General features: G+C 68.8%; 26 protein-coding genes. 3 read left to right on the top strand and 23 right to left on the bottom strand.

Annotated features, from left to right (window positions below):
- Positions 1-4 precede the first annotated feature (4 nt).
- From P7V53_RS03385 to tsaB, 4 genes are read right to left on the bottom strand one after another with little or no spacing between them, the layout of a single operon-like run.
- The gene (locus P7V53_RS03385) at positions 5-2089 is read right to left on the bottom strand and encodes an EAL domain-containing protein (protein ID WP_280154068.1); all 2085 of its coding nucleotides are present in this window, start codon (positions 2087-2089) and stop codon (positions 5-7) included.
- A 5-nt stretch (positions 2090-2094) separates the two neighbouring features.
- Positions 2095-2874 (bottom strand): uracil-DNA glycosylase, encoded by a 780-nt coding sequence (locus tag P7V53_RS03380; protein ID WP_280154067.1) that lies wholly within the window; start codon positions 2872-2874, stop codon positions 2095-2097.
- Positions 2875-2899: 25 nt separating this feature from the next.
- On the bottom strand, positions 2900-3391 hold the full coding sequence (gene rimI / locus P7V53_RS03375) for a ribosomal protein S18-alanine N-acetyltransferase (protein WP_280154066.1): 492 nt from the start codon (positions 3389-3391) through the stop codon (positions 2900-2902).
- A complete protein-coding gene (tsaB, locus tag P7V53_RS03370; protein WP_280154065.1) occupies positions 3388-4116 on the bottom strand; it encodes a tRNA (adenosine(37)-N6)-threonylcarbamoyltransferase complex dimerization subunit type 1 TsaB in 729 nt (242 codons plus the stop codon). Before tsaB ends, rimI begins: the two co-directional genes overlap by 4 nt.
- A 41-nt stretch (positions 4117-4157) precedes the next feature.
- Between tsaB and dacB the strand changes: the two genes are divergently transcribed.
- On the top strand, positions 4158-5594 hold the full coding sequence (dacB, locus tag P7V53_RS03365) for a D-alanyl-D-alanine carboxypeptidase/D-alanyl-D-alanine-endopeptidase (protein WP_280154064.1): 1437 nt from the start codon (positions 4158-4160) through the stop codon (positions 5592-5594).
- Positions 5595-5654: 60 nt separating this feature from the next.
- Here the strand turns inward: dacB and P7V53_RS03360 are convergent, their stop codons facing one another.
- The 6 genes from P7V53_RS03360 to purE form a co-directional block, all read right to left on the bottom strand.
- Complete coding sequence (locus P7V53_RS03360) at positions 5655-6311, bottom strand: OmpW family outer membrane protein (RefSeq protein ID WP_280154063.1); 657 nt, start codon at positions 6309-6311, stop codon at positions 5655-5657.
- A gap of 28 nt (positions 6312-6339) precedes the next feature.
- A complete protein-coding gene (locus P7V53_RS03355) occupies positions 6340-7524 on the bottom strand; it encodes an SGNH/GDSL hydrolase family protein (RefSeq protein ID WP_280154062.1) in 1185 nt (394 codons plus the stop codon).
- Positions 7525-7665: 141 nt separating this feature from the next.
- Positions 7666-8631 carry an SGNH/GDSL hydrolase family protein gene (locus tag P7V53_RS03350; protein WP_280154061.1) on the bottom strand — a complete coding sequence of 322 codons (966 nt, stop codon included), beginning with the start codon at positions 8629-8631 and terminating at the stop codon, positions 7666-7668.
- A 35-nt stretch (positions 8632-8666) separates the two neighbouring features.
- Complete coding sequence (locus tag P7V53_RS03345; RefSeq protein ID WP_280154060.1) at positions 8667-9647, bottom strand: L-threonylcarbamoyladenylate synthase; 981 nt, start codon at positions 9645-9647, stop codon at positions 8667-8669.
- Positions 9648-9654: 7 nt separating this feature from the next.
- Complete coding sequence (locus tag P7V53_RS03340; RefSeq protein WP_280154059.1) at positions 9655-10818, bottom strand: 5-(carboxyamino)imidazole ribonucleotide synthase; 1164 nt, start codon at positions 10816-10818, stop codon at positions 9655-9657.
- Positions 10815-11312, bottom strand: coding sequence for a 5-(carboxyamino)imidazole ribonucleotide mutase (gene purE, locus P7V53_RS03335; RefSeq protein WP_280154058.1), 498 nt, complete (start codon positions 11310-11312; stop codon positions 10815-10817). The genes P7V53_RS03340 and purE overlap by 4 nt, the downstream gene beginning before the upstream one ends.
- A gap of 90 nt (positions 11313-11402) precedes the next feature.
- On the opposite strand from purE, the gene P7V53_RS03330 reads away from it, so the two are divergent.
- Positions 11403-12350: a co-chaperone YbbN gene (locus tag P7V53_RS03330; RefSeq protein ID WP_280154057.1), complete on the top strand. Its 948-nt coding sequence runs from the start codon at positions 11403-11405 to the stop codon at positions 12348-12350.
- A gap of 40 nt (positions 12351-12390) precedes the next feature.
- Here the strand turns inward: P7V53_RS03330 and P7V53_RS03325 are convergent, their stop codons facing one another.
- The 3 genes from P7V53_RS03325 to fba all read right to left on the bottom strand — a co-directional run bounded on the left by P7V53_RS03325 (position 12391) and on the right by fba (position 15650).
- On the bottom strand, positions 12391-13518 hold the full coding sequence (locus P7V53_RS03325) for a tetratricopeptide repeat protein (RefSeq protein ID WP_280154056.1): 1128 nt from the start codon (positions 13516-13518) through the stop codon (positions 12391-12393).
- Positions 13515-14423: a phosphoribosylaminoimidazolesuccinocarboxamide synthase gene (locus P7V53_RS03320; protein ID WP_280154055.1), complete on the bottom strand. Its 909-nt coding sequence runs from the start codon at positions 14421-14423 to the stop codon at positions 13515-13517. Before P7V53_RS03320 ends, P7V53_RS03325 begins: the two co-directional genes overlap by 4 nt.
- Positions 14424-14582: 159 nt before the next feature.
- The gene (gene fba / locus P7V53_RS03315; protein ID WP_280154054.1) at positions 14583-15650 is read right to left on the bottom strand and encodes a class II fructose-bisphosphate aldolase; all 1068 of its coding nucleotides are present in this window, start codon (positions 15648-15650) and stop codon (positions 14583-14585) included.
- Positions 15651-15911: 261 nt separating this feature from the next.
- Between fba and P7V53_RS03310 the strand changes: the two genes are divergently transcribed.
- Positions 15912-16928, top strand: a complete 1017-nt coding sequence (locus P7V53_RS03310; protein ID WP_280154053.1) for a DUF4325 domain-containing protein — start codon at positions 15912-15914, stop codon at positions 16926-16928.
- Here the strand turns inward: P7V53_RS03310 and P7V53_RS03305 are convergent.
- The 10 genes from P7V53_RS03305 to def form a co-directional block, all read right to left on the bottom strand.
- Positions 16925-18130, bottom strand: a complete 1206-nt coding sequence (locus tag P7V53_RS03305) for a threonine ammonia-lyase (protein ID WP_280154052.1) — start codon at positions 18128-18130, stop codon at positions 16925-16927. The two genes, P7V53_RS03310 and P7V53_RS03305, sit on opposite strands and share 4 nt — an antisense overlap.
- Before the next feature lie 26 nt (positions 18131-18156).
- Complete coding sequence (gene pyk, locus P7V53_RS03300) at positions 18157-19587, bottom strand: pyruvate kinase (protein WP_280154051.1); 1431 nt, start codon at positions 19585-19587, stop codon at positions 18157-18159.
- A 62-nt stretch (positions 19588-19649) separates the two neighbouring features.
- The gene (locus tag P7V53_RS03295; RefSeq protein WP_280154050.1) at positions 19650-20843 is read right to left on the bottom strand and encodes a phosphoglycerate kinase; all 1194 of its coding nucleotides are present in this window, start codon (positions 20841-20843) and stop codon (positions 19650-19652) included.
- A 48-nt stretch (positions 20844-20891) separates the two neighbouring features.
- Positions 20892-21221, bottom strand: coding sequence for an AzlD domain-containing protein (locus P7V53_RS03290; protein WP_280154049.1), 330 nt, complete (start codon positions 21219-21221; stop codon positions 20892-20894).
- On the bottom strand, positions 21218-22006 hold the full coding sequence (locus tag P7V53_RS03285; protein WP_280154048.1) for an AzlC family ABC transporter permease: 789 nt from the start codon (positions 22004-22006) through the stop codon (positions 21218-21220). Before P7V53_RS03285 ends, P7V53_RS03290 begins: the two co-directional genes overlap by 4 nt.
- Before the next feature lie 51 nt (positions 22007-22057).
- A complete protein-coding gene (locus tag P7V53_RS03280; protein ID WP_280154047.1) occupies positions 22058-22789 on the bottom strand; it encodes a head GIN domain-containing protein in 732 nt (243 codons plus the stop codon).
- Between the two features lie 128 nt (positions 22790-22917).
- Entirely contained in the window at positions 22918-23325 is a 408-nt protein-coding gene (locus P7V53_RS03275; RefSeq protein ID WP_280154046.1) for a hypothetical protein, read from the bottom strand.
- A gap of 74 nt (positions 23326-23399) precedes the next feature.
- Positions 23400-24239 carry a zinc metalloprotease HtpX gene (gene htpX, locus P7V53_RS03270; protein WP_280154045.1) on the bottom strand — a complete coding sequence of 280 codons (840 nt, stop codon included), beginning with the start codon at positions 24237-24239 and terminating at the stop codon, positions 23400-23402.
- A 71-nt stretch (positions 24240-24310) separates the two neighbouring features.
- Complete coding sequence (gene fmt, locus P7V53_RS03265) at positions 24311-25261, bottom strand: methionyl-tRNA formyltransferase (RefSeq protein WP_280154044.1); 951 nt, start codon at positions 25259-25261, stop codon at positions 24311-24313.
- A 12-nt stretch (positions 25262-25273) separates the two neighbouring features.
- On the bottom strand, positions 25274-25786 hold the full coding sequence (def, locus tag P7V53_RS03260) for a peptide deformylase (protein WP_280154043.1): 513 nt from the start codon (positions 25784-25786) through the stop codon (positions 25274-25276).
- Positions 25787-25806 lie beyond the last annotated feature (20 nt).

The raw sequence follows: 25806 nt of genomic DNA, 5'->3' as shown, positions 1-25806 counted from the left end.
CCCGTCAGCGACGAACCGTCCGCCGCTGCCGGACCCACTGCTCGAACCGGGCTGCCGGCAGCGGCTTGCTGATCAGCTCGCCCTGCAGCTCGTCGCAGCCGTTGAGGGCGAGGAAGGAGCGCTGGCCTTCGGTTTCGACCCCCTCGGCGATGGCGGTGATGCCCAGGCTGCGCGCCATCTGGATGATGGCGCGCGTGATCGCGGTCGAGCCTCGGTTGCCCGGCAGGTCCTTCACGAACGAGCTGTCGATCTTCATCTTGTCGATCGGCAGTTCCTTCAGATGCCCGAGCGACGAATAGCCGGTGCCGAAGTCGTCCACCGAGACCCGGATGCCCAGCTCGGCGAGCTTTCTGAGCTTGGCGCTCACCTCGCCGAGATCGTCCATCAGCATGCGCTCGGTCAGCTCGAGCTCGATGAGATGCCCGTCGACGCCTTCCTCGCTCAGCACCTGCGCCACCGCCTCGTTGAAGCCGTTGGACTGGAACTGCATCGTCGACAGGTTCACGGCGACGGGAGCGACGCCCAATCCTTCGGCATGCCAGCGGGCTGCACAGCGCGCCGCCTCGCGCAGCACCCATTGCCCGATCGGCAGCATCAGCCGCTGCTGCTCGGCCACCGGGATGAAGGCGGCCGGCTGCAGGAGGCCGCGGGTCGGGTGATGCCAGCGGATCAGCGCCTCCGCGCCGACGATGGAGTCGTCGCGCGCGCTGACCTGCGGCTGGAAGTGCAGCTCGAACTCGCCACGCTCCAGGGCCTGCGCGAGCTCGCCTTCCATGACCAGCGCCGCGTAGGCCGAGCTCGCCATCTCCGGATCGAAGAAGCGGTACTGGGCGCGTCCGCGCGCCTTGGCCAGGTACATCGCGGTGTCGGCGTGCTTGATCAGCTCCTGCGGCGAGGCGCCGTCGTGCGGGAACAGCGCGATGCCGGTCGACGCGGTGACGGAGATCGGCCGGCCATCGGCATGCACCGGCGACTCGATGGCCTGCAGCAGCTTGTGCGCCACCTCCTCCACGTCCTGGCGCTGCACGATCTGCGGCAGCAGCACCATGAACTCGTCGCCGCCGAAGCGCGCCACGATGTCGGTGCCGCGCAGGCTGGCGGTGATGCGCGACGCCACCGTGCGCAGCAGCGTGTCGCCGACCAGGTGCCCGAGCGAATCGTTGACGCGCTTGAAATGGTCGAGGTCGATGAACAGCAGGGCGATCTGGCTGCCGGTCTCGCGCGCGCCGATCATCAGGTGATCGAGGTACTCCATGAACGCATTGCGGTTCGGCAGCCCGGTCAGGGTGTCGTGGTGCGCCAGGTGATGGATGCGCTGCTGCGCCGCATGGCGGTCGCGCAGGTCGCGCACGATCGTCATGCGCAGGCGCTCGCCGTTGTGAAGCATCGTGCGCACGATGAACTCCACCGGGATGCGCTGGCCCTTCTTGTCGATCAGCACGCTCTCGTACGCGGTCTCCTGCCCCGAGGCGATCACGGAAGCCACCCTCGCGACGTGGTCCGGCGCGATGAACTCCAGCGTATTGCGTCCCCGAATCTCGTCGAGCGTGTAGCCCGTGAGCTGCAGCAGCGGCGGATTGGCGTCGGTGATGAAGCCCTCCTTGTGGAAAACGATCCCCTCGGTGCTGGCCTGCATGAACTTCGCCAGGCGCTCTTCCGACTCGCGCAGCGCGATCTCGGCGAGGCGGAACTTCGTGATGTCGGACACCAGCACGAAGCAGCCGATCGCGCTGCCGGCCTCGCCGAAGTGCGGCAGCAGGTTGACCTCGATGTAGCGGCGGTCCTGCGGCGACTGGAGCTTACGCTCGTAGGACGCGGGCAGGCCCTGCTTCAGCACGCGGTCGACGTGCGGCTGGATCAGGCGGGCCGCCTCCTCGCCGATCACCTCGGCGAACGTGTGGCCGACGATGGACTCGCTGTCCCAGCCGAAGGTCGCCGCATAGCGGCTGTTGGCGAAGCGGCAGGTCAGCGTCTGCGCGTCGTAGTAGGCGATGAGCGCCGGCACGTTGTCGGCCAGCAGGCGCAGCAGCTCGGCGTGGCCGCTGCCTGCGCCGCAGGCGCCGACGATGGTCGGCGGCGATTGCGGCACGCCGTTCATTCGGCGGCGGCCCGCGCCGTCTCGGCGGCGAGGCACAGGTCATCCCATGCCCGTGCCTTGTCCTCCAGGTTGCGCAGCAGATAAGCCGGGTGGTAGGTGACGATCAGCGGCACGCCCTGGTAGCGATGCACGCGCCCGCGCAGACGGCCGATCGGCTCGTTGCTGCGCAGCAGGCTCTGCACGGCGAAGCGGCCCATCGCGAGGATGATCCGCGGCTTGACCAGCGCGATCTGGCGAATCAGGAACGGCTCGCACTTGGCCAGCTCGTCGGGCTCGGGATTGCGGTTGCCGGGCGGGCGGCACTTCAGCGTGTTCGCGATGTACACCTGCCGCGCCGGATCGGCTGGCGACCCCTCGCCGCCGGGCGGCGGGGTTTCGTGGCGGCTCAGGCCGAGCGCACGCAGCATGTTGTCGAGCAGCTGCCCGGACTTGCCGACGAAAGGCTCGCCCTGGATGTCCTCCTGCTCGCCGGGCGCCTCGCCGACGATCATCCAGTGCGCGTGCACGTTGCCGACCCCGAACACGGTCTGGCGACGGCTGGAGCACAGCTTGCAGGCGGTGCAGTCGACCACTGCCTGACGCAGCGCAGCCCAATCCATCGATTCGACACCACGCGCCGCGATCGCAGACGCTGGCTGCGGCACCACCACGTGCTCCGGCAAGGGCTCGGCCTTGCCCTCCGCCCTCGCGGACGGCGGCAGCGGGGAGCGATCCTCCTGCCCAGGCAGCGCGCCCCGTTCGCGGAGATGGGCATCCGGCCAAAGCCGGATGCCCATCTCCGCGAGCATCGTCCGTTGCCGCTCAGTCCACATCGCCGTCGTCCCCCGCGATCCCCAGACTCATCACCGATGCGTCCTCGCGCCGACCGTGCAGCGCCGGGTAGTAGCCGCGACGCACGCCGATGTAGCGAAATCCGTAGCGCAGGTACAGCCGGCGCGCGCGCTCGTTGCTCTCGCGCACCTCGAGCCAGAGCTGGCGAGCGTGCGTCGATTCGCACAGCATCACGAGCTCGTCGAGCATGCGGCGCGCATGTCCACGTCCTTGCTCCACCGGCGCGACCGTCAGGTTCAGCAGGTGCATCTCGTCGACGCCCTTCATCGCGACGAAGTAGCCGGCGACATGGCCGCTTGCGTCGCGAAGCACGCGCGCCAGGTAGCCGGCGGCCAGCGAGTCGATGAAGTTGCCGCGCGTCCAGGGAAAGTCGTAAGCCGCGGCTTCGATCGCGACGACGGCATTCAGGTCGGCCACCGTCATGGGCATCAGGCGATGCTCGTTGCGCAGCACCGCGTTCATCGTGCGCCCTCGGGCATGTCGGGCTGCCTTGCCAGGCGCGCGGCATCGCGCTCCGTGGTGGTCTGCGCCACCTTGTCGCGCACGTACAGTGGCAAGGCCTGCGCGGCGTCGACCGCCCCGCCGTCTTCCCAGAGCCTCTGCGCGAGCGGCAGCATGGCGCGCGCATGCGGCGCGGCCTCGGGGTTGCGCCTCGCGCCGCCGGTGCGCAGGCGCTCGCCGAACACCGCCAGCGCCGAGCCGGCGACAGCCTGCGCAGGCTCGGCTCGCCAGCGTTCGTTCAGCATGTCGGGCGTGACCAGCATCGGCGCCACCAGCGTGCTCCAGCGTCCGTGATCGAAGGCGTAGTGAGCGGCGTAGATCTCGTCCATGCGGGCGTCCATCGCGATCCACCAGCGCTGCGCATGCTCGCCGACGCGCGCGTCCTCGGCCACCGTGAGCAGCGTGTCCACCGGCAGCACAGGCTTGCCCGCGCCGAAGGCCAGTCCCTGGGCCACCGAACATGCGGTGCGCAGGCCGGTGAATGCGCCCGGCCCGCGACCGAACGCAATCGCATCGACCTGCTCCAGCGCCACGCCGGCCTTGCCAAGCAGCTCGACAATGGCGGGGATGAGTGCGGCCGAGGCCTGCGCACCACCCGCGGCTTCGTGCACGCGCACTTCGCCGCCCGCGGCGAGCGCGATGCTCATCCTCTCGGTGGCGGTGTCGAAGGCGAGCAGGGTCTTCATGCGGCAAGTTTAGGGCCGGCGCCGCGTGCGATCATCCATGCATGCCAGCCACGATGCGCCTTTTCGCAGCTTTTGCCGCGTGCGTCGCACTGCTGATCTCGCCGCTGGCAGCCGCGTCCCGAACGCTGCCCGCGGAAGTCGAGGTCGCGCTGGAGCGCGCCAAGGTGCCGCGCGACGCCTTCGTCGCGGTCGTGCAGGAAGTGGGCGCCAGCCGCCCGCGACTGTCGTGGCAGCCCGACCGTCCGGTCAATGCCGCATCGTTGATGAAGCTCGTCACGACCGGCGCCGCGCTCGAGATGCTGGGACCGGCATGGACCTGGGTGACCCCCGTTTGGCTGCAGGGCACGATCCGCGACGGCGTGCTGGAAGGCAATCTCGTCATCAAGGGCACGGGCGATCCCAAGCTCGTCATCGAGCGCGTCTGGCTGCTGCTGCGACGGGTGCAGCAGCTCGGGGTGCGCGAGATTCGCGGCGACATCGTCCTCGACCGCAGCGCGTTCGCCTACACCGAGGCGAATCCGGGCGACTTCGACGGCGAACCGCTGCGCCCGCACAACGTGCAAGCCGATGCGCTGCTGCTCAACTACCGCTCGCTGGTGATCACGCTCACTCCCGATCCGGCGCGTGGCGTCGCGAGCATCGTCGTCGAGCCTGCGCTTGCCGGGGTGCGCGCCGACAACACCGTGCCGCTCTCGTCGGCGCCTTGCGACGACTGGCGCGCGGCGCTGAGGGCCGACTTCACCGATCCGTCGCGGCTGCGCTTCACCGGCGGCTATCCGCTCGCATGCGGCGAGCGCCAGTGGCCGATCGCCTACGCCGATCCGAAGAGCTACAACGAACGCCTGCTGATCGGCTTGTGGCGCGAGATGGGCGGCACGATCACCGGCGTCGTGCGCGACGATGCGTCGCCGGCCGTGCCGCCGAGCTTCTCGCTGGTCTCGCCGCCGCTCGCCGAACTGGTGCGCGACATCAACAAGTACAGCAACAACGTGATGGCTCAGCAGCTGTTCCTGACGCTCGCGCAGACGCAGCGTGGAACCGGCACGCCCGACACGGCGCGCGAGGTGCTGCAGCAGTGGCTGGTCACGCGTTTCGGCGCGGCCGCGCACGGCACGGTGATCGACAACGGCTCCGGCTTGTCGCGCCAGTCGCGCACCACGGCGCTGCTTCTCGCGCGGCTGCTGCAGAGCATGTGGAGCGGCCCGGCCATGTCGGAGCTGATGAGCTCGCTGCCGGTGACCGGCACCGACGGCACCATGCTGCGCACACGCGCCAATCTGGGCCGTGCACACCTGAAGAGCGGGTCCTTGCGCGATGTGACCGGCGTGGCCGGGTACGTGCTGTCGACCAGCGGCAAGCGCTACGTGCTCGTCGCGATCGTCAATCATCCGCAGCCGCATGGGGCCCGCGCGGCCATCGAAGCGCTGGTGCAATGGACCGCGTCCGACGGACGTCCCGAGCGGCTGAACGATCAGTGAGCCGCAAAGACAAGGCCCCGCCGCGGCGGGGCCTTGTGCATGTCGCGACGAAGCGCCGCCTCAGAACTTGTACGACGCGCCGAACGAGTAGACGACCGGGCGGAAGTCGATCTCGCTCGTCAGCACCGTCGTGCCGGAAGCGACCACCTTGCTCTTCACCTGCAGCGCGGCCACGCTCGCGAACAGTCCCCACTCCTTGGTCAGCGCGTAGTCGAGACCGGCCTGCACCGCCCAGCCGGTGGAGTCGCTCATCTCCACCTTGGGGGCGAGCCTCGACTTGATGTCGGTGAACTTGGTGTAGTTGATGCCGGCGCCGAGCGACGGACGGAACCTGTCGCCCGGCTGGCCGAAGTGGTAGAGCACCAGCAGCGTCGGCGAGACATTGCGCGCCGAGAGGATGTCGCTGCCGAGAAAAGCCACCGATCCCTTGGCGTCGGCCTTGATGCGCGGGGGCACGCCCAGCACCAGCTCCACGCCCAGGTTGGGCGTGATCAGACGCTCGTAGACGGCAATCACGGTGGTGGCGTCGCCGGTCTCGGCGTCGGCGCCCGGCGGCACGCCGATGCCCGAGACGCCGTTGGTCTTGGAGTTCGTCGTGTAGTCGCTCAGGCCGAACTTCGCGACGTTCTGCTTGAAGCTCGTCTCCTGCGCGGCGGCAGCGCCGGTTGCCAGCAGCGCGGCCAGGGCCACTGCGAGCGCGGGAAGTCTGGTTCTCATTCGATTTCTCCTGTTGCAGTGGTGCGCTTCACAGCCAGCCGAAGGCGGCGAGCTGCGCCCTGAAGGTGTCGCTGAGCAGCTTGTGCCCGCCCGTCGTCGGATGCACGCCGTCGGCGAACTGCCACGTGTTGACGTCCGCGCCGGTGCGCAGTCCGTTGTACGGCGCGCCGACCGTGCTGTTGCAGAACAGCGAGGAGCCGTCGGTCACCGCGCCGCTGGTGATCGCGCTGATCTTCGCCGGGTCGCACGCGGGCACGGTGTTGTTGGCGATGCCGAACTGCGACGGGTTCGTGTACGCCTCCTTGAACAGCGTGAAGGTGTCGATCAGCTGCACCGGCTGCCCCGTGAGCCCTTCGCGCAGCCAGAGGTTGAAGATGCGCGACAGGTCGGTCAGCACCGGGCGCGCGGAGGCCGGCAGCGATTGCCCGAACGGCGTGTCCACGATGTCGCTGAGCAGCATCACCGCGACGTACTTGCCGCCGTGGGCCAGGATCTCGCTGCGCACATAGCCGGCGAGTTCCTGCGCCGCCAGCTTCATCTCCGCCTGCGCTTCGGTCTGCGCCTGGAACAGCGCACCGTTGAGCTGGTCCTGGGTGATCTGCCCGGCGGTGAAGGCGGCCTGCGCCTGCGCCGCCTTGGTGGCGAAGGTGCTGAACTGGATGAGCGCGTCGTTGTTGCCGGCGTAGACCAGGATGAGGTCCGAGTCCTTGAAGCTGCCGAAACGCGACAGGTGGTTGGCGATCTGCGTGACCACCGGCACGGTCAGCGCGCCGCCCGTCTTGCCGATGCCGTTGGGATTGGTGACCCGCGCGCCGCCCTGGCCGTAGGCGGTGCAGGTGCCCGCGAGTGCCGGGTTCTGCGCCGCGGGGCAAGGCACCGAGCTCGTGCCGAAACCCACCATGGCCGGCGTGACCAGCAGACCCAGCGAGGTCGCGAGGTTCTCCACCCAGACCGTGCCGGTGGCGCTGTTGGTGGTGAACTTGCCGCCGAAATACGGCGCCAGGCCGTTGCCGGTCAGCGAGGTGGCCGGCGCATAGGTGCCGACATCGCTGAGGCTGTCGCCGAACGACACGACCGAGGTGAACGTTCCCTTGGTGGTTGGTGCACCCGCAGGCGAACCGGTGCCGGGTACCTCGGGGTCGCCGCCGCCGCACGCCGCCAGCAACAGCGCCGCGATGGTGGCCGACCAAGCCCATGATCTGATCTGTTTCATGCATGCCCCTTGTGAATCTGTCGTGAAAAAAGCGAACGTTCGTTCGCTTTTTCGGGCTTCACTATAGGGGCCGCTCCACGCCGTCCCGCAGCGGGGAAACCCGCCTCGATCCTCGGGAGCGCTGCCTAACCGGCGCGAGGGTTAGAACGGATTGTTCACGGCGCGCTGCACCGCCAGCGTGCCGGCGCTCGTGTGCCCCGCGGGAGACATGTGCAGGTTGTCCGCCCATAGATAGCTCGTTGCCGTCGCCGCGACGCCATCCTTCGTGCGCAGCGTCTGGCTGGTGCAGGTGCGCACGTCTGCCAGGTGCAGGTCGTCGCATGCCGGGTCGCTGGTGTTGACCTGTGCGGCCTTGACGCTCAGGTCGAACGACTGGTCCGTCAGCACCAGGCCGATCATGCGGCCGTCGTTGATGAGGCCCACGCGGGCCTTGGAGTTGAGGCGATCGCTGAGGCGACTCACTTCGGCCGTGCGGGTGGCTCGAGTGCTGGTGTCACGGCCGAACGGCGTCAGCCCCACGTCGGGAATGGTCGAGATGAGCACCTTGGCACCCGCCTGGGCGATGCGATTGACGTGCTCCGCGAGCTTGGTGCCCCGGGCTTCCGCCTCGAGGGCTGCCTGGTCGATCGTCATCGTGCCGGCTTCCACGGCGCTGTACAGCTCCAGGACGTCTTGCGTGCCCACCATGATGGTCACGAGGTCGGTGCCGGCGAAGCTGTCGGTCAGCAGGAAGTTGTCGATCTGCGTCGCCACGGTGGCGACCGTGGCGCCTACCGTGGCGAGGATGCGGCTCGGCGACGTCGTGATGCCGGTGACCGGGCACTGCGGAAACGGCACCGAATAGCTGTTGGCCAGGATCTGCACCCAGATCTGCAGCTCCTTGCAGTCGATGGAGGGCGACGGCACCTCGGTTGTCGGCGCGGCGAGGAAGTTGATCGTGTACTTGCGCCCGTCGCTTTCGATGATGCTGTTCTCGTCGCCGAAGGCCAGCACCCGTCCCGGCACGAATTTCTCGACCTGCTCGCCGCCACCGCACGCGGCCACCATCAGCGCGCCCGCCAGCACGCCGATCCAACGCAGCGCCCAAGCCTTACCCCACCCACTCATTCGCATCTCCAGTTCGCATGCAGGAGGATCGAAGGTCACGACGCCGCGGCGCGGCGCAAGCGATCGCGCACGCCTTCCCAGTCGGGAGTGGACGGCGGCTCTTCGACCCAGATGAGTTGGACGCCCTCGTCATCGAACGCGCGCAACACGGAAAACAGCTCATGGGCCGCTTCGGCGGCCCGCTCGGGCATCACGCGGTGGCGCACGCCCGATCCCGTGCCGACAGGCAGGGGTCTCGAATATACCGCCAGCCTCAGAGGCGCCGGGCCGAGCAATTGCAAAGCCGTGTGAAGCTGCGGCGTGGGCATGAGCCGCAGCGGCGCACGCGGCGCGTAATGCGCTTCCAGCGTGCCCGAAGCGCGCGGCGCGGCGGCATCGGGATCGCGCAGCGGCTCGCCGGCCGCCGCTTCGATCTGCGCGCGCGTCAGGACGCCGGGTCGCAGCAGCACCGGATGCCCGCGCGAGCAATCGACGATGGTCGATTCGATGCCAACCTCGCAGGCGCCGCCGTCGAGGACCATCAGCGAATCGCCGAATTCGGCGACGACGTGCTCGGCGGTGGTCGGACTGAGGCGTCCGAAGCGATTGGCGCTCGGGGCGGCGATGCCCGGCACGCCGGCCTGACGCGCCGCCTGCAGCAGCGAGCGCGCCACCGGATGCGACGGGCAGCGCAGTCCGATCGTGGCCTGGCCGCCGGCCGCGGCGGTGCCGACACCCGCGGCACGCGGCACGATGATCGTCAGCGGTCCCGGCCAGAACGCCGCGACCAGTCGCACGGCGACGGGCGGAACCTGGGCCGCGAACGTCCGTCCGCCTTCGGCATCGGCCACGTGCACGATCAGCGGATGATCGGCCGGGCGACCCTTGGCTTCGAACACCTTGGTCACTGCGGCATCGTCGTCTGCGCGTGCGCCCAGCCCGTAGACCGTCTCGGTCGGAAAGGCGACCAGCTCGCCCGAAGCGAGGGCCGCCGCTGCGCGCTCGACGACGTGCTGATCGCTGGCGTCCAGTCGCACGTCGACCTCAGAACGGCGCCAGCCCGAGCAGGGCGCAGGCCCGCAGGGCCGTCTCGCGCGCCTCGGCCGGCGTCGCGGCGGTGAGCGTGAGGTGCCCCATCTTGCGGCCGCGCCGCGCCGTCAGCTTGCCGTACAGGTGCAGATGGGCGCCGGGCAGCGCGAGCACGTCGCGCCACGGCGGCGCCGCCTCCTGGTCGCCTTTGCGGAACCAGAGGTCGCCGAGCAGGTTGAGCATGACGGCAGCCGAATGCAGCCGCGGCGCGACCAGCGGCGCGCCGGTCATCGCGCGCACCTGCAGGTCGAACTGCGACACGTCGCAAGCGTCGAGGCTGTAGTGGCCCGAGTTGTGGGGGCGCGGCGCCATCTCGTTGGCGACCACGCTGCCGTCGGCCAGGACGAAGAACTCCACGCACAGCACGCCGACATAGCCGATGCCGGCCGCGATGCGCTCGGCCGCTTCGACCGCACGCTGCTGCACATCCGGCGTGAGATCGGGGGACGGCACCTGCGTGACTGCGAGGATGCCGTCGCGGTGCAGGTTCTGCTGCAGGGGAAAGTGCACCACTTGGCCGCCCGCGCTTCGGGCGACGATGACGCTCACCTCGTAGGCCAGCGGGAGCCGCTTCTCCAGCACGCAGGGCGCCTGCTGCAGCGCCTGCCACGCAGCGGCGAGCTCGGCGCGCGTGTTCACGCGATGCTGGCCCTTGGCGTCATAGCCGAGTCGCGATGTCTTGAGGATGCCCGGCAGCAGGTCGTCGCTCACGGCGGCGACCTGCTGCGAGGTCTCGATCACCGCGTGGGGCGCGCAAGGCACACCGTGGGCGGCGAAGTGCGCCTTCTCTGCGGCTCGGTCCTGGCAGATGGCCACTGCCGCCGCGTCCGGCGCGACGGGGCGATGCGCAGCCAGCGACTGCAACGCCGCCGCCGGGACATTCTCGAACTCGGTGGTGATCGCCGCACTGAGTTCCACCAGCCGCGCCAGGCCGGGTTCGTCGAGGTAGCCGCTGCGGACATGGTGGTGCGCCACCAGGCCGGCCGGGCTGGCCGGATCGGCATCGAGAACGGCAGTGAAGTAGCCCATCTGCTGCGCCGCGTGCACGAACATGCGTCCGAGTTGGCCGCCACCCATCACGCCCAGCGTGGCCCCGGGCTCGATGAAGGAGCGGCTCATTTCAGCTCGGCCGACATCGCACGCGCCGCCTCGGTCTGGCGCGCGCGATAGGCCTCGAGCTGGCCGCGCAGCTGCGCGTCTTCGTTGGCCAGCATGGCCACCGCGAACAGCGCCGCGTTGGCCGCGCCCGAGGCGCCGATCGCGAACGTGGCGACCGGGATGCCTTTGGGCATCTGGACGATGGAATGCAGCGAGTCGACGCCTTGCAGATGGCGGCTCGCGACAGGCACGCCGAGCACCGGCACCGTCGTCTTTGCGGCCAGCATGCCGGGCAGATGGGCAGCGCCGCCGGCGCCGGCAATGATGGCCTTCAGGCCGCGCTGCGCGGCCGTCTCGGCATACGCGAACATGTCGTCCGGCATGCGGTGGGCGGAGACGACACGCGCTTCGAAAGGGATACCGAACTCGGCGAGAATCTCGGTCGCGGTGCGCAGGGTTTCCCAGTCGCTGCTGGAACCCATCACCACACCGACCACGACGGGGGCGCGGCTCATTGCGAAAACGCTCCAGTGCTTGATGAACCTTGAATTGTAGGGGCGCGGCATCACCTGCCCAGGTCCGCCGCCGGCGCCCCAACGAAGCCCATGATCGACATCTCGCTGCAGAACTTCGAAGCCGACCTCATCAACTCGTCGATGCAGCAGCCGGTGCTGCTCGACATCTGGGCCCCGTGGTGCGGACCCTGCAAAGCGCTGGGTCCGGTGCTCGAAAAGCTCGAGGTCGCCTACGCCGGCCGCTTCAAGCTCGCCAAGCTCAATTCGGACGAGCAGCCCGAGATTGCCGGCCAGCTCTCCCAGATGTTCGGCGTGCGCAGCATTCCGTTCTGCGTGCTGTTCAAGGGTGGGCAGCCGGTCGACGGCTTCGTCGGCGCGTTGCCCGAAGGCGAGGTCCGCAAATTCCTCGACAAGCACGTGCCGAGTCCGGAGGAGATGGCCGCCGACGAAGGCGTTCAGGAAGCCGAGGAGCTGCTGGCCGAAGGTGACACCGAAAGCGCGCTCGAGCGGCTGCAGGAGGCGGTGGCCATCAATCCCGGCAACGACGCCGCCCGCTACGACTACCTGCGTGCGTTGCTGCTCGCCGGGCGCATCGAAGACGCGCGGCGCGCATACGAGCCGGTCGCCGGCAAGATGCTTCTCGACCCGCGCCTGGCTGCCTGCGGCCATTGGCTGGCCGCCTGTGAGAAGGCAGCTTCGGCCCGCTCGCCCGAGCAGCTCGCACAGGCAGTCGCGGCGAACAAGCGCGACTTCGAGGCCCGTTACGAGCTCGCGCAGCTGCACTTCGCCGCGCAGCGCTTCACGCAGGCGATGGACGAGCTGCTCGAGATCGTCATGCGGGACAAGGGGTGGAACGACGAGCTGGCGCGCAAGACCTATGTCGCCATCCTCGAGCTCATGAGCAAGCCCGCGCCCGCCAAGGCAGAGGCGGCGGCGCCCAAGGGCACGCTCGAGGTGGCCGGCAAGATGACCGCAGCGGCGCCTTCCGATCCGCTGGTCGATCAGTACCGGCGCAAGCTCAGCATGGCGCTCTTCTGAGACTTGCCCGGCATCGGCGGTCGACGTGCTCGCCGCCGGCCTAGAGCACCACCTGCTTCAGCGCCGCGTCCAGCAGTGATACCAGGCGCGCTTGCTCCTCGCGCAGGATCTTGAGCTGCGCGGCCGCTTGCTCGGCGTGCGCGTGAGCCTCGGCATCGAGCTTGAGCGCAGCGAACACCTGGCGCAGGCGGCCATGGGCGGCCGCGCGGTCTTCCTCCTCGCAGTCGGGCACGAAGCTCGCCTCTGCCGCACGCGCGCTGGCCAGCGCCTTGTCCGTCTGGCCCAGATGGATGTAGCACCACGCGATGTCGGAGTGCAGCACCGGCATGGTGTAGTCGCTGCCTTCGCGAAGCGCCTGCGCCAGGTACGACTCCAGCGTCGGCAACGCCTCGGCGTACTGGCCCTGCGCCAGCACGAGCTGAGCCCGCATCACCGGTCCCAGCGACCGCAGCGACATGCGTCCCACGTGCGCATCGAAGTGCTCGCTCGATTCGGCGCTGAGCTGCGCCTGGCGAATCGACGCGGCGTCGGAAGCAACTCCCCCGTCGCCGAATATCGCGGCCATGCGCGCTTGATTGCCGCTGATCCAGGCGCGGTTCTTCAGCAGCGCGCTCAGCGTGGTGTCGTCGCCCTCGGCCGTGGCATGTTCATGCGCGCGCTGGTACCACGGCCGGGCGCGGTCGAGGCGCCCACCCCAGTGATAAGCCTGCGCCGCCACCAGCGCCGCACGAGCGCGTGCGGAGTGATGTTCCGGCTCGGCCTCCTGCCACGCCTCGGCGACGTGGCGGGCGAGCCCGGGCAGGTCGTCGTAGACATAGTCCATGTGCGCCAGCCACGCGGCACTGAGCGCGATGAGCGGGCGCAGACGCGCCGCCGCGCTCAAGGCATAGGCGCGATGGATACGGTCGCGCGCCGAGGCGGCCTGGCTGCGGTAGTGGTCGAGCATGCCTTCGGCCAGGCACATCCACACCGTCAGCGCGGGACTCTGCGAAGTCGGGTGGCGCGCGCGCAGCTGCGAGATCGCATCGGCTGCCTCGTCGAAGCGCCCCAGGCGCGCCAGCAGGCCGGCACGCTCGGCCTGGCAGCAGGCGCCCTCCATGGGGTTGGACGCCGATGCGATCGCCGCATCGAGCCGCGCCAGCAGGCGCGATCGCGCACCTGACGTCATGACATCAGCCTCGTCAGCGCCTCGCGGTACTTGGCCGCCGTCTTGTCGACGACGTCGGCCGGCAGCGGCGGCGCCGGCGCCTTCTTGCCCCAGGGCTGACCGTTCACCGTCGCCTGCTCGAGCCAGTCGCGCACGAACTGCTTGTCGTAGCTGGGTGGATTGCGGCCCTCGCGAAACGCCGCCTCGTAGCCCTCGACGGGCCAGAAGCGGGACGAATCGGGCGTCAGCACCTCGTCCATCAAGGTGAGGGTGCCATCGCTGTCCAGGCCGAACTCGAACTTGGTGTCGGCGATGATGATGCCCTTGCGCAGCGCGATCTCGGCCGCGGTCGTGTACAGGCGGATGGCCGTGTCGCGCACCTGCGCGGCCAGCGCGGGGCCGACGATCTCGCTCATGCGCTCGAAGCTGATGTTCTCGTCGTGCTCGCCGATCTCGGCCTTGGTGGCCGGCGTGAAGATCGGCGCGGGCAGCTTGCTCGCGTTCTGCAGGCCCGGTGGCAGCGTCACTCCGCACACCGACCGGCTCTCGCGGTATTCGCTCCAGCCGCTGCCGGCGAGGTAGCCGCGCACCACCGCCTCGATCGGCAAGCCCTTCAGCCGCTTGACCAGCATGGAGCGGCCGCGCACCTGGGCCCGTTCTTCGGGAAGCACGACGCTCTCGGGATCATCGCCGGTGAGGTGATTGGGCACGATGTGCTGCAGGTGCCCGAACCAGAACAGCGCCATCTGCGTGAGCAGTTCACCCTTGCCGGGAATGGGCTCGCCCATGACCACGTCGAATGCACTGAGCCGGTCGCTTGCGAGCATGAGGATGCGGTCGTCGCCGACGGCGTAGTTGTCGCGCACCTTGCCGCGCGCGAGCAAGGGCAGCGAGGTGATGGACGAGGTCAGCAAGGCGTGTGTCATGGTGTTCTCGGCGCGCGGTTCGGCGCCTCCCAACGAGTCGGAACAGCGAGCGTCATTGTAGTGAGCACCCATTGGGGGGAACGATGGCAAAACATCGCTGGCGCCCCAAAAGGAAAGGGCGCCTGCGCGGCGCCCCTTCTGCCATCTCGCGCTCGAGCGTCAGGCCGTGACTTGCTGCGTCAGCTCGCCTTTCTCATAGCGCGTCGCGATGGTCGCGAGCGGCTCGGGCTTGATCTTGCCGGCCTGTCCTTCGCATCCGAACTGCACGTAGCGCTGCTTGCAGATCTGCTTGGCGGCCTCGCGCGCCGGCTTGAGGTAGTCGCGCGGATCGAATTTCTCGGGGTTCTCGGCGAAGTACTTGCGGATCGCACCCGTCATGGCCAGGCGGATGTCGGTGTCGATGTTGATCTTGCGAACGCCGTGCTTGATGGCTTCCTGGATCTCGGACACCGGCACGCCGTATGTTTCCTTCATCGCACCGCCGTACTGGCGGATCTGCTCGAGCAGGTCCTGCGGCACGCTGCTGGAGCCGTGCATCACCAGGTGAGTGTTCGGGATGCGCTTGTGGATCTCCTTGATGCGGCCGATGGCGAGGATGTCGCCGGTCGGCTTGCGGCTGAACTTGTAGGCGCCGTGGCTGGTGCCGATGGCGATGGCGAGCGCATCGAGCTGCGTGCGCTTGACGAAGTCGGCGGCCTGCTCGGGGTCGGTGAGCAGCTGGTCCATCGTCATGGTCGCCTCGGTGCCGTGGCCGTCTTCCTTGTCCCCGCGCATGGTCTCCAGCGAGCCCAGGCAGCCCAGCTCGCCCTCGACGGTGACGCCCAGCCGGTGCGCCATCTCCACGACCTTGCGGGTGACGTCGACGTTGTAGTCGTAGCTGGCGATCGTCTTGCCGTCGGCTTGCAGCGAGCCGTCCATCATCACCGAGCTGAATCCGAGCTTGATCGCGCCTTCGCAGACATCGGGGCTCTGGCCGTGGTCCTGGTGCATCACCAGCGGGATGTTCGGGTACGACTCCAGCGCCGCCTGGATCAGGTGCTTGATGAAGGGCTCGCCGGCGTACTTGCGGGCGCCTGCGCTGGCCTGCAGGATGACCGGCGCACCCACCTCGTCGGCGGCCGACATCACGGCCTGCACCTGCTCGAGGTTGTTCACGTTGAAGGCCGGAATGCCGTAGCCGTTGGCGGCGGCATGGTCCAGCAGCTGGCGCATGGAAACGAGTGGCATGGTGGTGGTCCCAGGAGTTGACGGAGCTGCGCGGTGCGATGCTGCAGGAGCCGAGTGTCGGCCGTAACCGCGCCGTAACCGCCGCATTTTATCGGCGCGACCTCGTCGCACCGGCGTCGAGGGCACGTCCGGGCAAGGGGGTTTTGCACTTCGCGCCGGCTCTCTCCCGGCGAACTAGGCCGGAAGTCCGCCGCTTTTCCGGCTCAGTCGCGAGGCGGCGCGCACCACACTGGACGGCCTGGAGAACGGCGGGGTACGGAGATGGCGCGACTGGACATCAACACGCTGACGCTGTGGATCACCGCAGCGGCGCTGCGACACCCGCACGACCTCGCCGATCACGTCGCGGCGAAGTCCGGCGTGTCGCGGCGTACCGCCGGCAAGGCGCTGCAGCGCCTGGTGGAGCTGCAGTGGCTGGTGCAGAAAGGCACAGCCCGCAAGCCGCACCACGCGCCGGGCTTGCTGCGCCAGGTCGCGCATCGATATCCGATGGCCGGGCTCGAGGAAGACCTGCCCTGGTCGCGCGACTTCGCGCCCTGCTTCGCGTTGCCGGACCCCGTGAGGCGCATGACGCAGCACGCGTTCTGCGAGCTGCTGAACAACGCGATCGACCACAGCGAAGGCAGCCACGTCGCGGTGTCGGTGCGCCAGACGCCGACCCAGGTGCAGCTGCTGGTCTCCGACGACGGGCGTGGCGTCTTCGACAAGATCAAGGAGGCCTTCGCGCTGGAAGACCCGACGCTGGCAATGCTGGAGCTGAGCAAGGGCAAGCTCACCAGCCAGCCGCAACGACACACCGGTCGCGGCCTGTTCTTCACCTCCCGGCTGGCCGATGTCTTCGATTTGCACGCCAACGAACATGCGTTCCAGCGTCGCCACTGGGAGGGCGGCGCCTGGCAGCCGCAGCGCGCCTTGAAACACCGCGGCACCTCGGTGTACGCCGCGATCTCGCTCGACACTTGCCGCACGCTCGAGTCGGTGCTGGGCGCCTGGAGCGCCGATGGCGCCGGCACGAGCTTCGACCGTACCGTCGTGCCGCTGCGACTCATCACCTCCTCGCTGGCGAGCCTGGAGTCGCGGGCACAGGCCCGACGCGTGACGGCGCGCCTGCACCAGTTCCGCCGTGCCGAGGTCGACTTCGACGGGGTGCCTCACATCGGCCATGGCTTCGCCGATGAGCTGTTCCGGGTGTTCGCCGCCCAGCAACCGGGCTTCGAGCTGGTGCCGGTGAACATGTCGCCGGCGGTGGCGAGCATGGTCGCCAGCGTGCGGCCCTAGTTCATCCGCTCCGCGTGGTAGCCGTGGGCGCGCGCCGCGGCGAGGATCTCGTCGATGTGCGCGGCGCCGCGCGTGTGCACCACCACCTCGATCTGCGCCCGCTCCACCGACAGCGACGTGAAGGCGCGCTGGTGCTGCACCTCGTCGATGTTGGCCCCCAGCTTGCCGAGCAGCGCCGCCACGTCCGCCAGCGCGCCCGGCACGTCGCGGATGTCGAAGCGCAGCCGCGCCAGGCGCCCCGACTTCACCATGCCGCGCTGGATGATCTCGGCCAGCACCAGCGGCTCGATGTTGCCGCCCGAGAGGATCAGGCCGACCTTGCGTTCCCGGAAGCGCGCACGGTGCCTCATCAGCGCGGCCAGGCCGACGGCGCCCGCGCCTTCGACGACGGTCTTCTCGATCTCGAGCAGCATCAGGATGGCCTGCTCGATGTCGTCCTCTCCGACCAGCAGCACGTCGCCCACGCGCTCGCGAATCAGCGGCAGGGTCAGCGAGCCCGGCACGCGCACGCCGATGCCGTCGGCGATCGTCGCCTGCGCGCATTCGTTGCGCTGGCCGTGCATCGCGTTCCACACCGCCGGGAAGCGCTCGGTCTGCACGCCGATCACCTGCACCTCGGGCCGGATGGACTTCGCCGCGGTCGCCACGCCGCTGATCAGCCCGCCGCCGCCGATGGCCACCAGCAGCGTGTCGATGGACGGCTGTTCGGCGAGCATCTCCAGGCCGATCGTGCCCTGCCCTGCCGCCACCGCGAGGTCGTCGTACGGATGGACCACGGTGAGGCCGCGCTGTTGCGCGAGCTCCAGGCCGTGGGCACGCGCGTCGTCGAACGTGTCGCCCTGGAGCACGACAGTGGCGCCGAAGCGGCGCGTGTTTTCCACCTTCACCGCAGGCGCGAAGCGCGGCATCACGATGGTCGCGGGAATGCCCAGGCGCTGCGCGTGGTAGGCCACGCCTTGCGCGTGATTGCCGGCCGACACCGCCAGCACGCCGCGCGCGCGCTCCTCGTCGGTGAGCTGCGCCAGCTTGTTCAGCGCGCCGCGCTCCTTGAAGGACGCGGTGAACTGCAAATTTTCGAACTTGAGGAACACCTCGCAGCCGGCGATGGCCGACAGCGTGCGCGACGGCATGCAGGGCGTGTCCAGCACCTGCCCCTGCAGGCGCCGGGCTGCGGCGTGGATGTCGGCGGCGGTGAGCGTCATGGCGGCATTGTCCATGCCCCGCGACGTCAAGCGACCCGGCACACCTTGAGCATGTTGGTCCCGCCGGGATAGCCCATCGGCTCGCCGCAAGTGATGGCGTAGGTGTCGCCGGGCTTGAGCACGCCGCGGTCGACCAGCAGCGCCTCGGCTCGCGCCAGCGCCTCGTCGCGGTCGGCGTAGTTGGGCATCAGGATCGGCGAGACGTTGCGATACAGGGCCATCTTGCGCTGACTGACGGGCTGCGCCGTGAGGCCGTAGATCGGCACCTTGATCTTGTGCCGGCTCATCCACAGGGCGGTGGAGCCCGACTCGGTGAGCGCCAGGATCGCCTTGCAGCCGAGGTGATGCGCTGTGAAGAGCGCGCCCATCGCGATCGACTGGTCGATGCGGCCGAAGCGCTTGTTGGTGAAATCCGAGTCGAGCGACACGTCCTCTGCGCGCTCGGCTTCGAGCGCGATCGCCGCCATCTGCTCGATGGTCTCGACCGGGTACTTTCCGGCCGCCGTCTCGGCGCTCAGCATTACCGCATCGGTGCCATCGAGGACCGCATTGGCGACGTCGCTGACCTCGGCGCGCGTGGGCACCGGGTTGACGATCATCGACTCCATCATCTGCGTCGCGGTGATGACCACCTTGTCCATCTCGCGCGCCATCCGGATCATGCGTTTCTGCAGCGCCGGCACCGCCGCATTGCCCACTTCCACCGCCAGATCGCCGCGCGCGACCATGATGCCGTCGCTGGCCTTGAGGATCGACTCGAGCACGGGGATCGCCTCGCTGCGCTCGATCTTGGCGATCATCCCGGGCTTGTGCCGCCACGGCTCGCCGGCCACGTTGGCGAGCTGTCGCGCCATCTCCATGTCGGTGGAGTTCTTCGGGAAGCTGACCGCCAGGTACTCGCACTGGAAGCTCATCGCGGTCTTGATGTCTTCCATGTCCTTGGCCGTCAACGCCGGCGCCGTGAGACCGCCCCCCGCCTTGTTGATGCCCTTGTTGTTCGACAGCTCGCCGCCGACCACCACCGTGGTGTGCACCTCCTCGCCGCGCACCGCGTCGACGGTGAGCTTGAGCAGCCCGTCGTTGAGCAGCAGCGTGTCGCCGGGCTTCACGTCGCGCGGCAGCTCCTTGTAGTCGAGGCCCACCCGCTCCTGGTTGCCCAGCCCGGTGAAGGCCCCGTCCAGGACGAATTTGGAGCCCACTTCCAGCAGCGTCTTGTTGCCATCGAACTTGCCGACGCGGATCTTCGGGCCCTGCAGGTCGGCCATGATGGCCACTTCCTTGCCGGCCTTCTTCGCCACGTCGCGCACCATGGTCGCGCGGTCGATGTGGTCCTGAGCCTTGCCGTGCGAGAAGTTGAGGCGGACCACGTCGACGCCCGCGAGGATCATCTGCGTCAGCACCTCGGGCGAGCTGGATGCGGGTCCGAGGGTCGCGACGATCTTGGTGGCGCGGGCCATGGTGTCTCCTGTTCTTCGAAGGCGGCGATTATGGTCGGCGCGAGTTTCAGCGGGTTACCGCCTCAAGCCTGGGCTCGCTTCTGCAGGATCTCGAACGCGGGCAGCGTCTTGCCCTCGAGCACCTCCAGGAAGGCGCCGCCGCCGGTGGAGATGTAGCCGACGTCCTTTTCGATGCCGTACTTCGAGATCGCCGCCAGCGTGTCGCCGCCGCCGGCGATGCTGAATGCGTCGGAGGCGGCGATGGCGCGGGCAATGGTCTCGGTGCCGTGTGCAAACGCGTCGAACTCGAACACGCCCACCGGGCCGTTCCAGACGATGGTGCCTGCGGCCTTCAGCTGGGCCGCGAGCTGCGCCGCGGTCTGCGGCCCGATGTCCAGGATGAGGTCGTCGGCGGCCACCTGGTCCGCCGCCTTGACCGTCGGCGCCGCGTCCGCCGCGAAGGTCTTGGCGGTGACCACGTCCACCGGAATGGGCACGGCCGCGCCGCGGGCCTTCATCGCGTCGATGACGGCCTTCGCATCGCCCACCAGGCCGGGCTCGGCGAGCGACTTGCCGATCGGCAGTCCCGCGGCCAGCATGAAGGTGTTGGCGATGCCGCCGCCGACGATGAGCTGATCGACGTTCCTGGCCAACGACTGCAGGATGGTGAGCTTGGTGCTGACCTTGCTGCCGGCGACGATGGCTGCCAGCGGACGCTTGGGGTTGGCCAGCGCCTTGCTGATGGCATCGATCTCGGCCGCGAGCAGCGGCCCCGCGCAAGCGGTCTTGGCGAACTGCGCGATGCCGTAGGTGGAGGCTTCCGCGCGGTGCGCGGTGCCGAAGGCGTCGTGAACGAAGATGTCGCACAGCGCGGCCATCTTCTTCGCCAGCTCTTCGCTGTTCTTCTTCTCGCCCTTGTTGACACGGCAGTTCTCGAGCAGCACGAACTGGCCGGGCTTCACCTCCACGCCCTCGACCCAGTTGGCGACCAGCGGCACGTCGCGGCCCATCAGCTCGCCCAGGCGGTGTGCCACCGGCGCCAGCGAGTCCTCGGGCTTGAACTCGCCCTCGGTCGGCCGGCCGAGGTGGGAAGTGACCATCACCGCTGCGCCGGCCTTGAGCGCCATCTCGATGCACGGGATGGATGCGCGAATGCGCGTGTCCTCGGTGATCCGGCCGGCGTCGTCGAGCGGCACGTTGAGATCGGCGCGGATGAACACGCGCTGGCCGGCGACTTTTCCTTGCGCGACCAGGTCTTCGAAGCGGAGGACGTTCATGGGAATCGGCGGATGAAGGGCAACCCGTCGATTCTAGAGATGGCGCGCCTACCAGCCCACAACAAGCTTCAGCGGGACCAGCACCGCCATGCCGGTGAGGATGGTGCCGAGGATGCCGCGGCGCCAGAAGTAGTAGGCCGTGGACGCCGCCACGGCGTACAGGCGCGGGTCCTTCCAGGTGTCGATCAGGTGGCCCTGCGTCATCAGGATCTCAGGCGCCAGCACGGCTGCCAGCGCGGCGAGCGGCGCGTAGCGCAGGCCGCGCTGCACCCAGCCGGGCAGCACCAGCTCGCGGTCCGAGATGAGGAAAAACGACCGCGTGACCAGCGTGATCAATGCCAGACCGAGGATGGTGACGACTGCCTCTGCGCCGCTCACAAGGCGACCCTCCTGCCTGGGGCCAGCGTTTCGCCGCGACGCTTGCCGTCACTGCCGAGCAGCACGTGGCGGATGCGCCGTCCGGCATCGCCGCCGCCGTCGATCATCAGGCCCACGCAGATTGCCGCTGCAATGGCCACCACGATGTGCAGCCGGAACGGGAGTGCGAACGCGGCCACGGCAGCCGCGCCGGCAACGACCGCCGCGAACGTGGTGGCCTTGTCGGAGAGCATCGAGTAGGTCAAGCCCAGGAGGGCGAGCACGCCGGCGAAGCCCAAGCCCCATTCGGTCGGGATGACGTCGGCCAGCAGGATGCCGGCGATGGACGGGAATTGCCACGACGACCAGTTCAGCGCCGTGCCCCCGAGGAAGTATTCGATCTGCCCCTCGTCGTCGCGCGGTTCCTGGAAGCGCTTCATGAAGAGCACGTAGTTCAGGTCGGCGGTGAGGTAGCCCAGCGCCAGCCGCTGGCGCATCGGAAAGCGCTTGAAGTACGGGCGCCACTGCGCGCTGAAGATGACGAAGCGCAGATTCACGCACAGCGCCGTGGCCCAGATGACCCACATCGGCGCGCCGACGGTCATCAGGGGCACGGCAGCGAGCTGCGCGCTGCCGGCGAACACGGTCAGGCTCATCAGCAGCGCCAGCGGGACCGACAAGCCGCTCTTGACCATCGCGACGCCGGTCACGAGACCCCAGGCGGCGATGCCGAGGCTGACGCCGGACATGTCGATCGCACCGTGGCGGAACTGCGGATGGCGCACCACGGCGCGAAGCGAATTCATCGCGTCATTGTCCCAGCTCCGGGAAAACCCTGCCGGGCCGGGCATACCGCTTCATCGCTTGCGCACGCTTCCGGACCCTGCGATCGCGGTCCGGACCGCCGCTTCGCCGGTGTAGTCGACGTCACCGCTGCCGGCGATGGACACCGCCAGCGTCTTGCGGGCGTTGACGCGGGCTCCGCCGCTGCCCGCGATGCTGATGTTGACGTCGTCGGCCTGAAGCTCGCGGGTGGTCACGTCGCCGCTGCCGGCGATCGAGACGTCGAGCTTGCCGGCGCGGCCGCCGACCGTGACGTCGCCGCTGCCGGCCACGTCGATCACCAGCGTGTCGGCGCTGAGTTCGGTCAGCCGCAGGTCGCCCGAGCCTTCGATGCGAAGCTTCAGCGGGCCGGTCTTCAGGCGGTCGCCCACGGCGTCGCCCGCGCCGGCGAGCGCCAGTTCCTTCAGCCTGACGACCTCGACCGTCACGACGAGCTCATTGCGCGTCGAGTAGCTGGCACCGCGCCGGGTGGCGATCTCCAGGGTGTTGCCGCGAACCGTCGTCTCGACCAGCGGCAGCAGGTTGTCGTCGCCGCGCACCTCCACCGCTTCCTTCGAGCCTTGGCGCAGCACGAGGTGCATGGCGCCCTTGAGCACGATCGTGTCGAAGGCGGATACCGGCCGCGCCTCGCTGGCCGCCTTGCCGGAACCGGTGACGCCGGCCGCAGCGGCGCCGCCCGACAACAAGCCCGCACACAGCACACCGAGCAGCAATCGCCGGAAGAAGCAGAACGGGAAAGGTTTCATGGCAGCCTCGTCTTCAGTGCAATGCCGCCACTGTGCGCGCTGCGACGGGCAGCGTCAGGCGACATGCGACGGACTGCGTCTCGGCGCGACGAGGCCGGCCTGGCCGGGGATAAAGGCGCGACATCGGCTCAGGAGCCGGCGGCCTTGTGATCCTTGCCCTTCGGCTTTGCCTTGTCGGATTCACCGTCGGCCGCCTTCGGATCGGCAGCCTTGCCTGCGTCGGCCTTGGCGTCCGGTGCGGCCTTGGGATTTGCCGCCTGGGCCATCAGCACCGGCGGTACTGCCTCGATCTTGTTCTCTCGCATGTAGTCGTTCATGTCGCGCCAGCCGGCGAAGATCGCCGCCTTGTCGATGCGCTTGTTGAGCGTGTAGCAGTCTTCGATGGCGCGGCCCGCGTGTCGACAGGCACCCCCGACGGCCTTGCCCTCGGCCTCGCGGGCGGCGGCCACCTTTTCCGGCGACTCGATGCCCAGCATGTCGCAGCCGGACAGCAGCGTGACGGTAAAAGCGGCGATGAGAACGGCGGGGCGGAACATGGCGGCAGGCGGCGGAGTTCTGCCCCGGATATCGGCGGCCGGCGCGGCGACTTGAGGGCACCGCGCCCGCATGGTCAGCGCATCGCCAGCAAGCGGGCGACCCGCTCCTCGGTGGACGGATGCGTCGAGAACAGCCCCTTCCATCCGCCGCCGGACAGCGGGTTCATGATCATCATCTGCGCCGTCTCCGGATGCCGTTCGGCGGTCTCGAGCGGAATGCCCTGCGCATAGCGCTGGATCTTCTGCAGCGCCGAAGCCAGTGCCTGCGGATCGCCGGAGATCTCGGCCCCGCCTCGGTCCGCCTCGAACTCGCGGGCGCGGCTGATGGCCATCTGGATCAGGCTGGCCGCGATCGGGGCCAGCAGCATGACCAGGATGCTGACGATCGGATTCGTCGGGCGGCCCTCGTCATCGCGGCCGCCGAAGAGCATGGCGAAGTTGGCCAGCATGCCGATCGCGCCGGCCATGGTCGCGCTGATGGTGCTGATGAGGATGTCGCGGTGCTTCACGTGCGCCAGCTCATGCGCCATCACGCCGCGCAGTTCGCGGTCGGACAACGCACGCAAGATGCCCGTGGTGGCGGCGACCGCGGCGTTTTCGGGATTGCGGCCCGTCGCGAAGGCGTTGGGGGCGTCCTCGTTGATGAGGTACACGCGCGGCATCGGCAGCTGCGCACGCTGCGCCAGCTCGCGCACCATCCGGTAGAACTGCGGCGCCGAGCTCTCGTCGACCTCCTGCGCGTTGTACATGCGCAGGACCAGCTTGTCGGAGAACCAGTAGCTGAAGAAGTTCATCGCCACCGCGATGGCGAGGGCCAGCATCATGCCGGAGCGGCCGCCGAGCAGGGCGCCGATGGCCATGAACAGCGCGGTGATGGCCGCCATCAGGACGGCCGTCTTCAACAGATTGAACATGGTGGGGTGGTGCTCCAGGAACGGGATGAACCGTGTCGTGAGATGCGGCCATCCGGCCGGAGTTCAACGGCTCAGACGCCGAGCCGGCGGCCCGCCAATCCCGGCTTTCCTTGCAGGAACTGCCGCGCGGGCAGGCGCTTGCCGCCCGGACGCTGCAGCTCCAGCAGTCGCAGGGCGGCGCTTCCGCATGCGACGGTGAGGCGGTCGTCCTGCGCCTCGAGGACAGTCCCGGGCTCGCCGGCCTGTGCTGCCGATTCGGCGCGCCACACCTTGATGGGCTCGCCATCCAGGGTCGTGGTGGCGCCGGGGAACGGATCGAAGGCGCGGATGCGGCGCTCGATCGCTTCGGCCGGCTGGCGCCAGTCGATCGCCGCCTCGGCCTTGTCCACCTTGTGCGCGTAGGTCACGCCTGCTTGCGGCTGGGGCGTGCGCCGGAGGGCGCCGCGTCCGAGCATTTCCAGCGCCTCGACCACCAGCTTGCCGCCGAGCGCCGCCAGCCGGTCGTGCAACGTCGCGGTGGTGTCCTCGGGGCGGATGTCGATGGCTTCGGCGAGCAGCATGTCGCCGGTATCCAGGCCGGCATCCATCTGCATGATGGTGATGCCGGTGCGCGCATCGCCTGCCTCGATGGCGCGGTGGATGGGCGCAGCGCCACGCCAGCGCGGCAGCAGCGACGCGTGGATGTTGATGCAGCCGTGCCGCGGCAGCTCGAGCACCCAGGTCGGAAGCAGGAGGCCGTAGGCCGCCACCACCAGCACATCGGCACGCGCCTGCGACAGGGCAAGTTGCGACGCCTGGGCGTCTAGCGGGTGCTTGCCATCCAGGCGCAGGCTGCGCGGCTGTGCGACCGGGATCGCGTGCCCGACAGCAAACGCCTTGACCGGCGATGCCTGAAGCTTCATGCCACGGCCGGCGGGGCGGTCGGGCTGGGTCAGCACCAGCGGGATCGTGAAACCTGCGGCATGCAACCGCGCAAGCGCTGTTTCGGCGAATTCGGGCGTGCCGGCGAAGGCGACTCGCATCGGATGGGGGGCTCAGACGCGTTGTTCGTCGCGCGTCTTCTTGAGCATCTTGGTCTTGATGCGGTCTCGCTTCAGTGAGCTGAGGTATTCGACGAACACCTTGCCGACGAGGTGATCCATCTCGTGCTGAACGCACACCGACAGCAGGCCCTCGGCGTCGAAGGTGACTTCCCTGCCGTCGCGATCGAGCGCGCGCACCGTGACGCGGGCATGGCGCTTGACCCTGTCGTAGATCTGCGGCACCGACAGGCAGCCCTCGTCGCTGAAGCTCATCTCCTCGCTCTTTGCAATGAGCTCGGGATTGATCAGCACCCGCGGGTCGTCACGGCTTTCCGAGGTGTCGATCACGATCACGCGCTCGTGCACGTCCACCTGGGTAGCGGCCAGCCCGACGCCGTCGGCGTCGTACATCGTCTCGAGCATGTCGTCGACCAGCTTGCGGATGCGCTCGTCCACCTGCTTCACCGGCTTGGCGACGGTATGCAGCCGGGGATCGGGGTAACGCAGGATGTGGAGCTTGGCCATTGGTAAGTAGAAGTTTCGCG

Origin of the sequence: Piscinibacter sp. XHJ-5, assembly GCF_029855045.1 — a bacterium.
GTDB lineage: Bacteria > Pseudomonadota > Gammaproteobacteria > Burkholderiales > Burkholderiaceae_C > Albitalea.
The sequence above is the reverse complement of the archived record's forward strand: the minus strand, read 5'-3'. Positions and strand labels throughout refer to the sequence as shown.

Bases quoted from the DNA above. Each gene is read 5' to 3' on its own strand.
- P7V53_RS03380 (WP_280154067.1), bottom strand. From the start codon at position 2,874: ATGGGCATCCGGCTTTGGCCGGATGCCCATCTCCGCGAACGGGGCGCG.
- rimI (WP_280154066.1), bottom strand. From the start codon at position 3,391: ATGAACGCGGTGCTGCGCAACGAGCATCGCCTGATGCCCATGACGGTG.
- tsaB (WP_280154065.1), bottom strand. From the start codon at position 4,116: ATGAAGACCCTGCTCGCCTTCGACACCGCCACCGAGAGGATGAGCATC.
- dacB (WP_280154064.1), top strand. From the start codon at position 4,158: ATGCCAGCCACGATGCGCCTTTTCGCAGCTTTTGCCGCGTGCGTCGCA.
- P7V53_RS03360 (WP_280154063.1), bottom strand. From the start codon at position 6,311: ATGAGAACCAGACTTCCCGCGCTCGCAGTGGCCCTGGCCGCGCTGCTG.
- P7V53_RS03355 (WP_280154062.1), bottom strand. From the start codon at position 7,524: ATGAAACAGATCAGATCATGGGCTTGGTCGGCCACCATCGCGGCGCTG.
- P7V53_RS03350 (WP_280154061.1), bottom strand. From the start codon at position 8,631: ATGAGTGGGTGGGGTAAGGCTTGGGCGCTGCGTTGGATCGGCGTGCTG.
- P7V53_RS03340 (WP_280154059.1), bottom strand. From the start codon at position 10,818: ATGAGCCGCTCCTTCATCGAGCCCGGGGCCACGCTGGGCGTGATGGGT.
- purE (WP_280154058.1), bottom strand. From the start codon at position 11,312: ATGAGCCGCGCCCCCGTCGTGGTCGGTGTGGTGATGGGTTCCAGCAGC.
- P7V53_RS03330 (WP_280154057.1), top strand. From the start codon at position 11,403: ATGATCGACATCTCGCTGCAGAACTTCGAAGCCGACCTCATCAACTCG.
- P7V53_RS03325 (WP_280154056.1), bottom strand. From the start codon at position 13,518: ATGACGTCAGGTGCGCGATCGCGCCTGCTGGCGCGGCTCGATGCGGCG.
- P7V53_RS03320 (WP_280154055.1), bottom strand. From the start codon at position 14,423: ATGACACACGCCTTGCTGACCTCGTCCATCACCTCGCTGCCCTTGCTC.
- fba (WP_280154054.1), bottom strand. From the start codon at position 15,650: ATGCCACTCGTTTCCATGCGCCAGCTGCTGGACCATGCCGCCGCCAAC.
- P7V53_RS03310 (WP_280154053.1), top strand. From the start codon at position 15,912: ATGGCGCGACTGGACATCAACACGCTGACGCTGTGGATCACCGCAGCG.
- P7V53_RS03305 (WP_280154052.1), bottom strand. From the start codon at position 18,130: ATGACGCTCACCGCCGCCGACATCCACGCCGCAGCCCGGCGCCTGCAG.
- pyk (WP_280154051.1), bottom strand. From the start codon at position 19,587: ATGGCCCGCGCCACCAAGATCGTCGCGACCCTCGGACCCGCATCCAGC.
- P7V53_RS03295 (WP_280154050.1), bottom strand. From the start codon at position 20,843: ATGAACGTCCTCCGCTTCGAAGACCTGGTCGCGCAAGGAAAAGTCGCC.
- P7V53_RS03285 (WP_280154048.1), bottom strand. From the start codon at position 22,006: ATGAATTCGCTTCGCGCCGTGGTGCGCCATCCGCAGTTCCGCCACGGT.
- P7V53_RS03280 (WP_280154047.1), bottom strand. From the start codon at position 22,789: ATGAAACCTTTCCCGTTCTGCTTCTTCCGGCGATTGCTGCTCGGTGTG.
- P7V53_RS03275 (WP_280154046.1), bottom strand. From the start codon at position 23,325: ATGTTCCGCCCCGCCGTTCTCATCGCCGCTTTTACCGTCACGCTGCTG.
- htpX (WP_280154045.1), bottom strand. From the start codon at position 24,239: ATGTTCAATCTGTTGAAGACGGCCGTCCTGATGGCGGCCATCACCGCG.
- fmt (WP_280154044.1), bottom strand. From the start codon at position 25,261: ATGCGAGTCGCCTTCGCCGGCACGCCCGAATTCGCCGAAACAGCGCTT.
- def (WP_280154043.1), bottom strand. From the start codon at position 25,786: ATGGCCAAGCTCCACATCCTGCGTTACCCCGATCCCCGGCTGCATACC.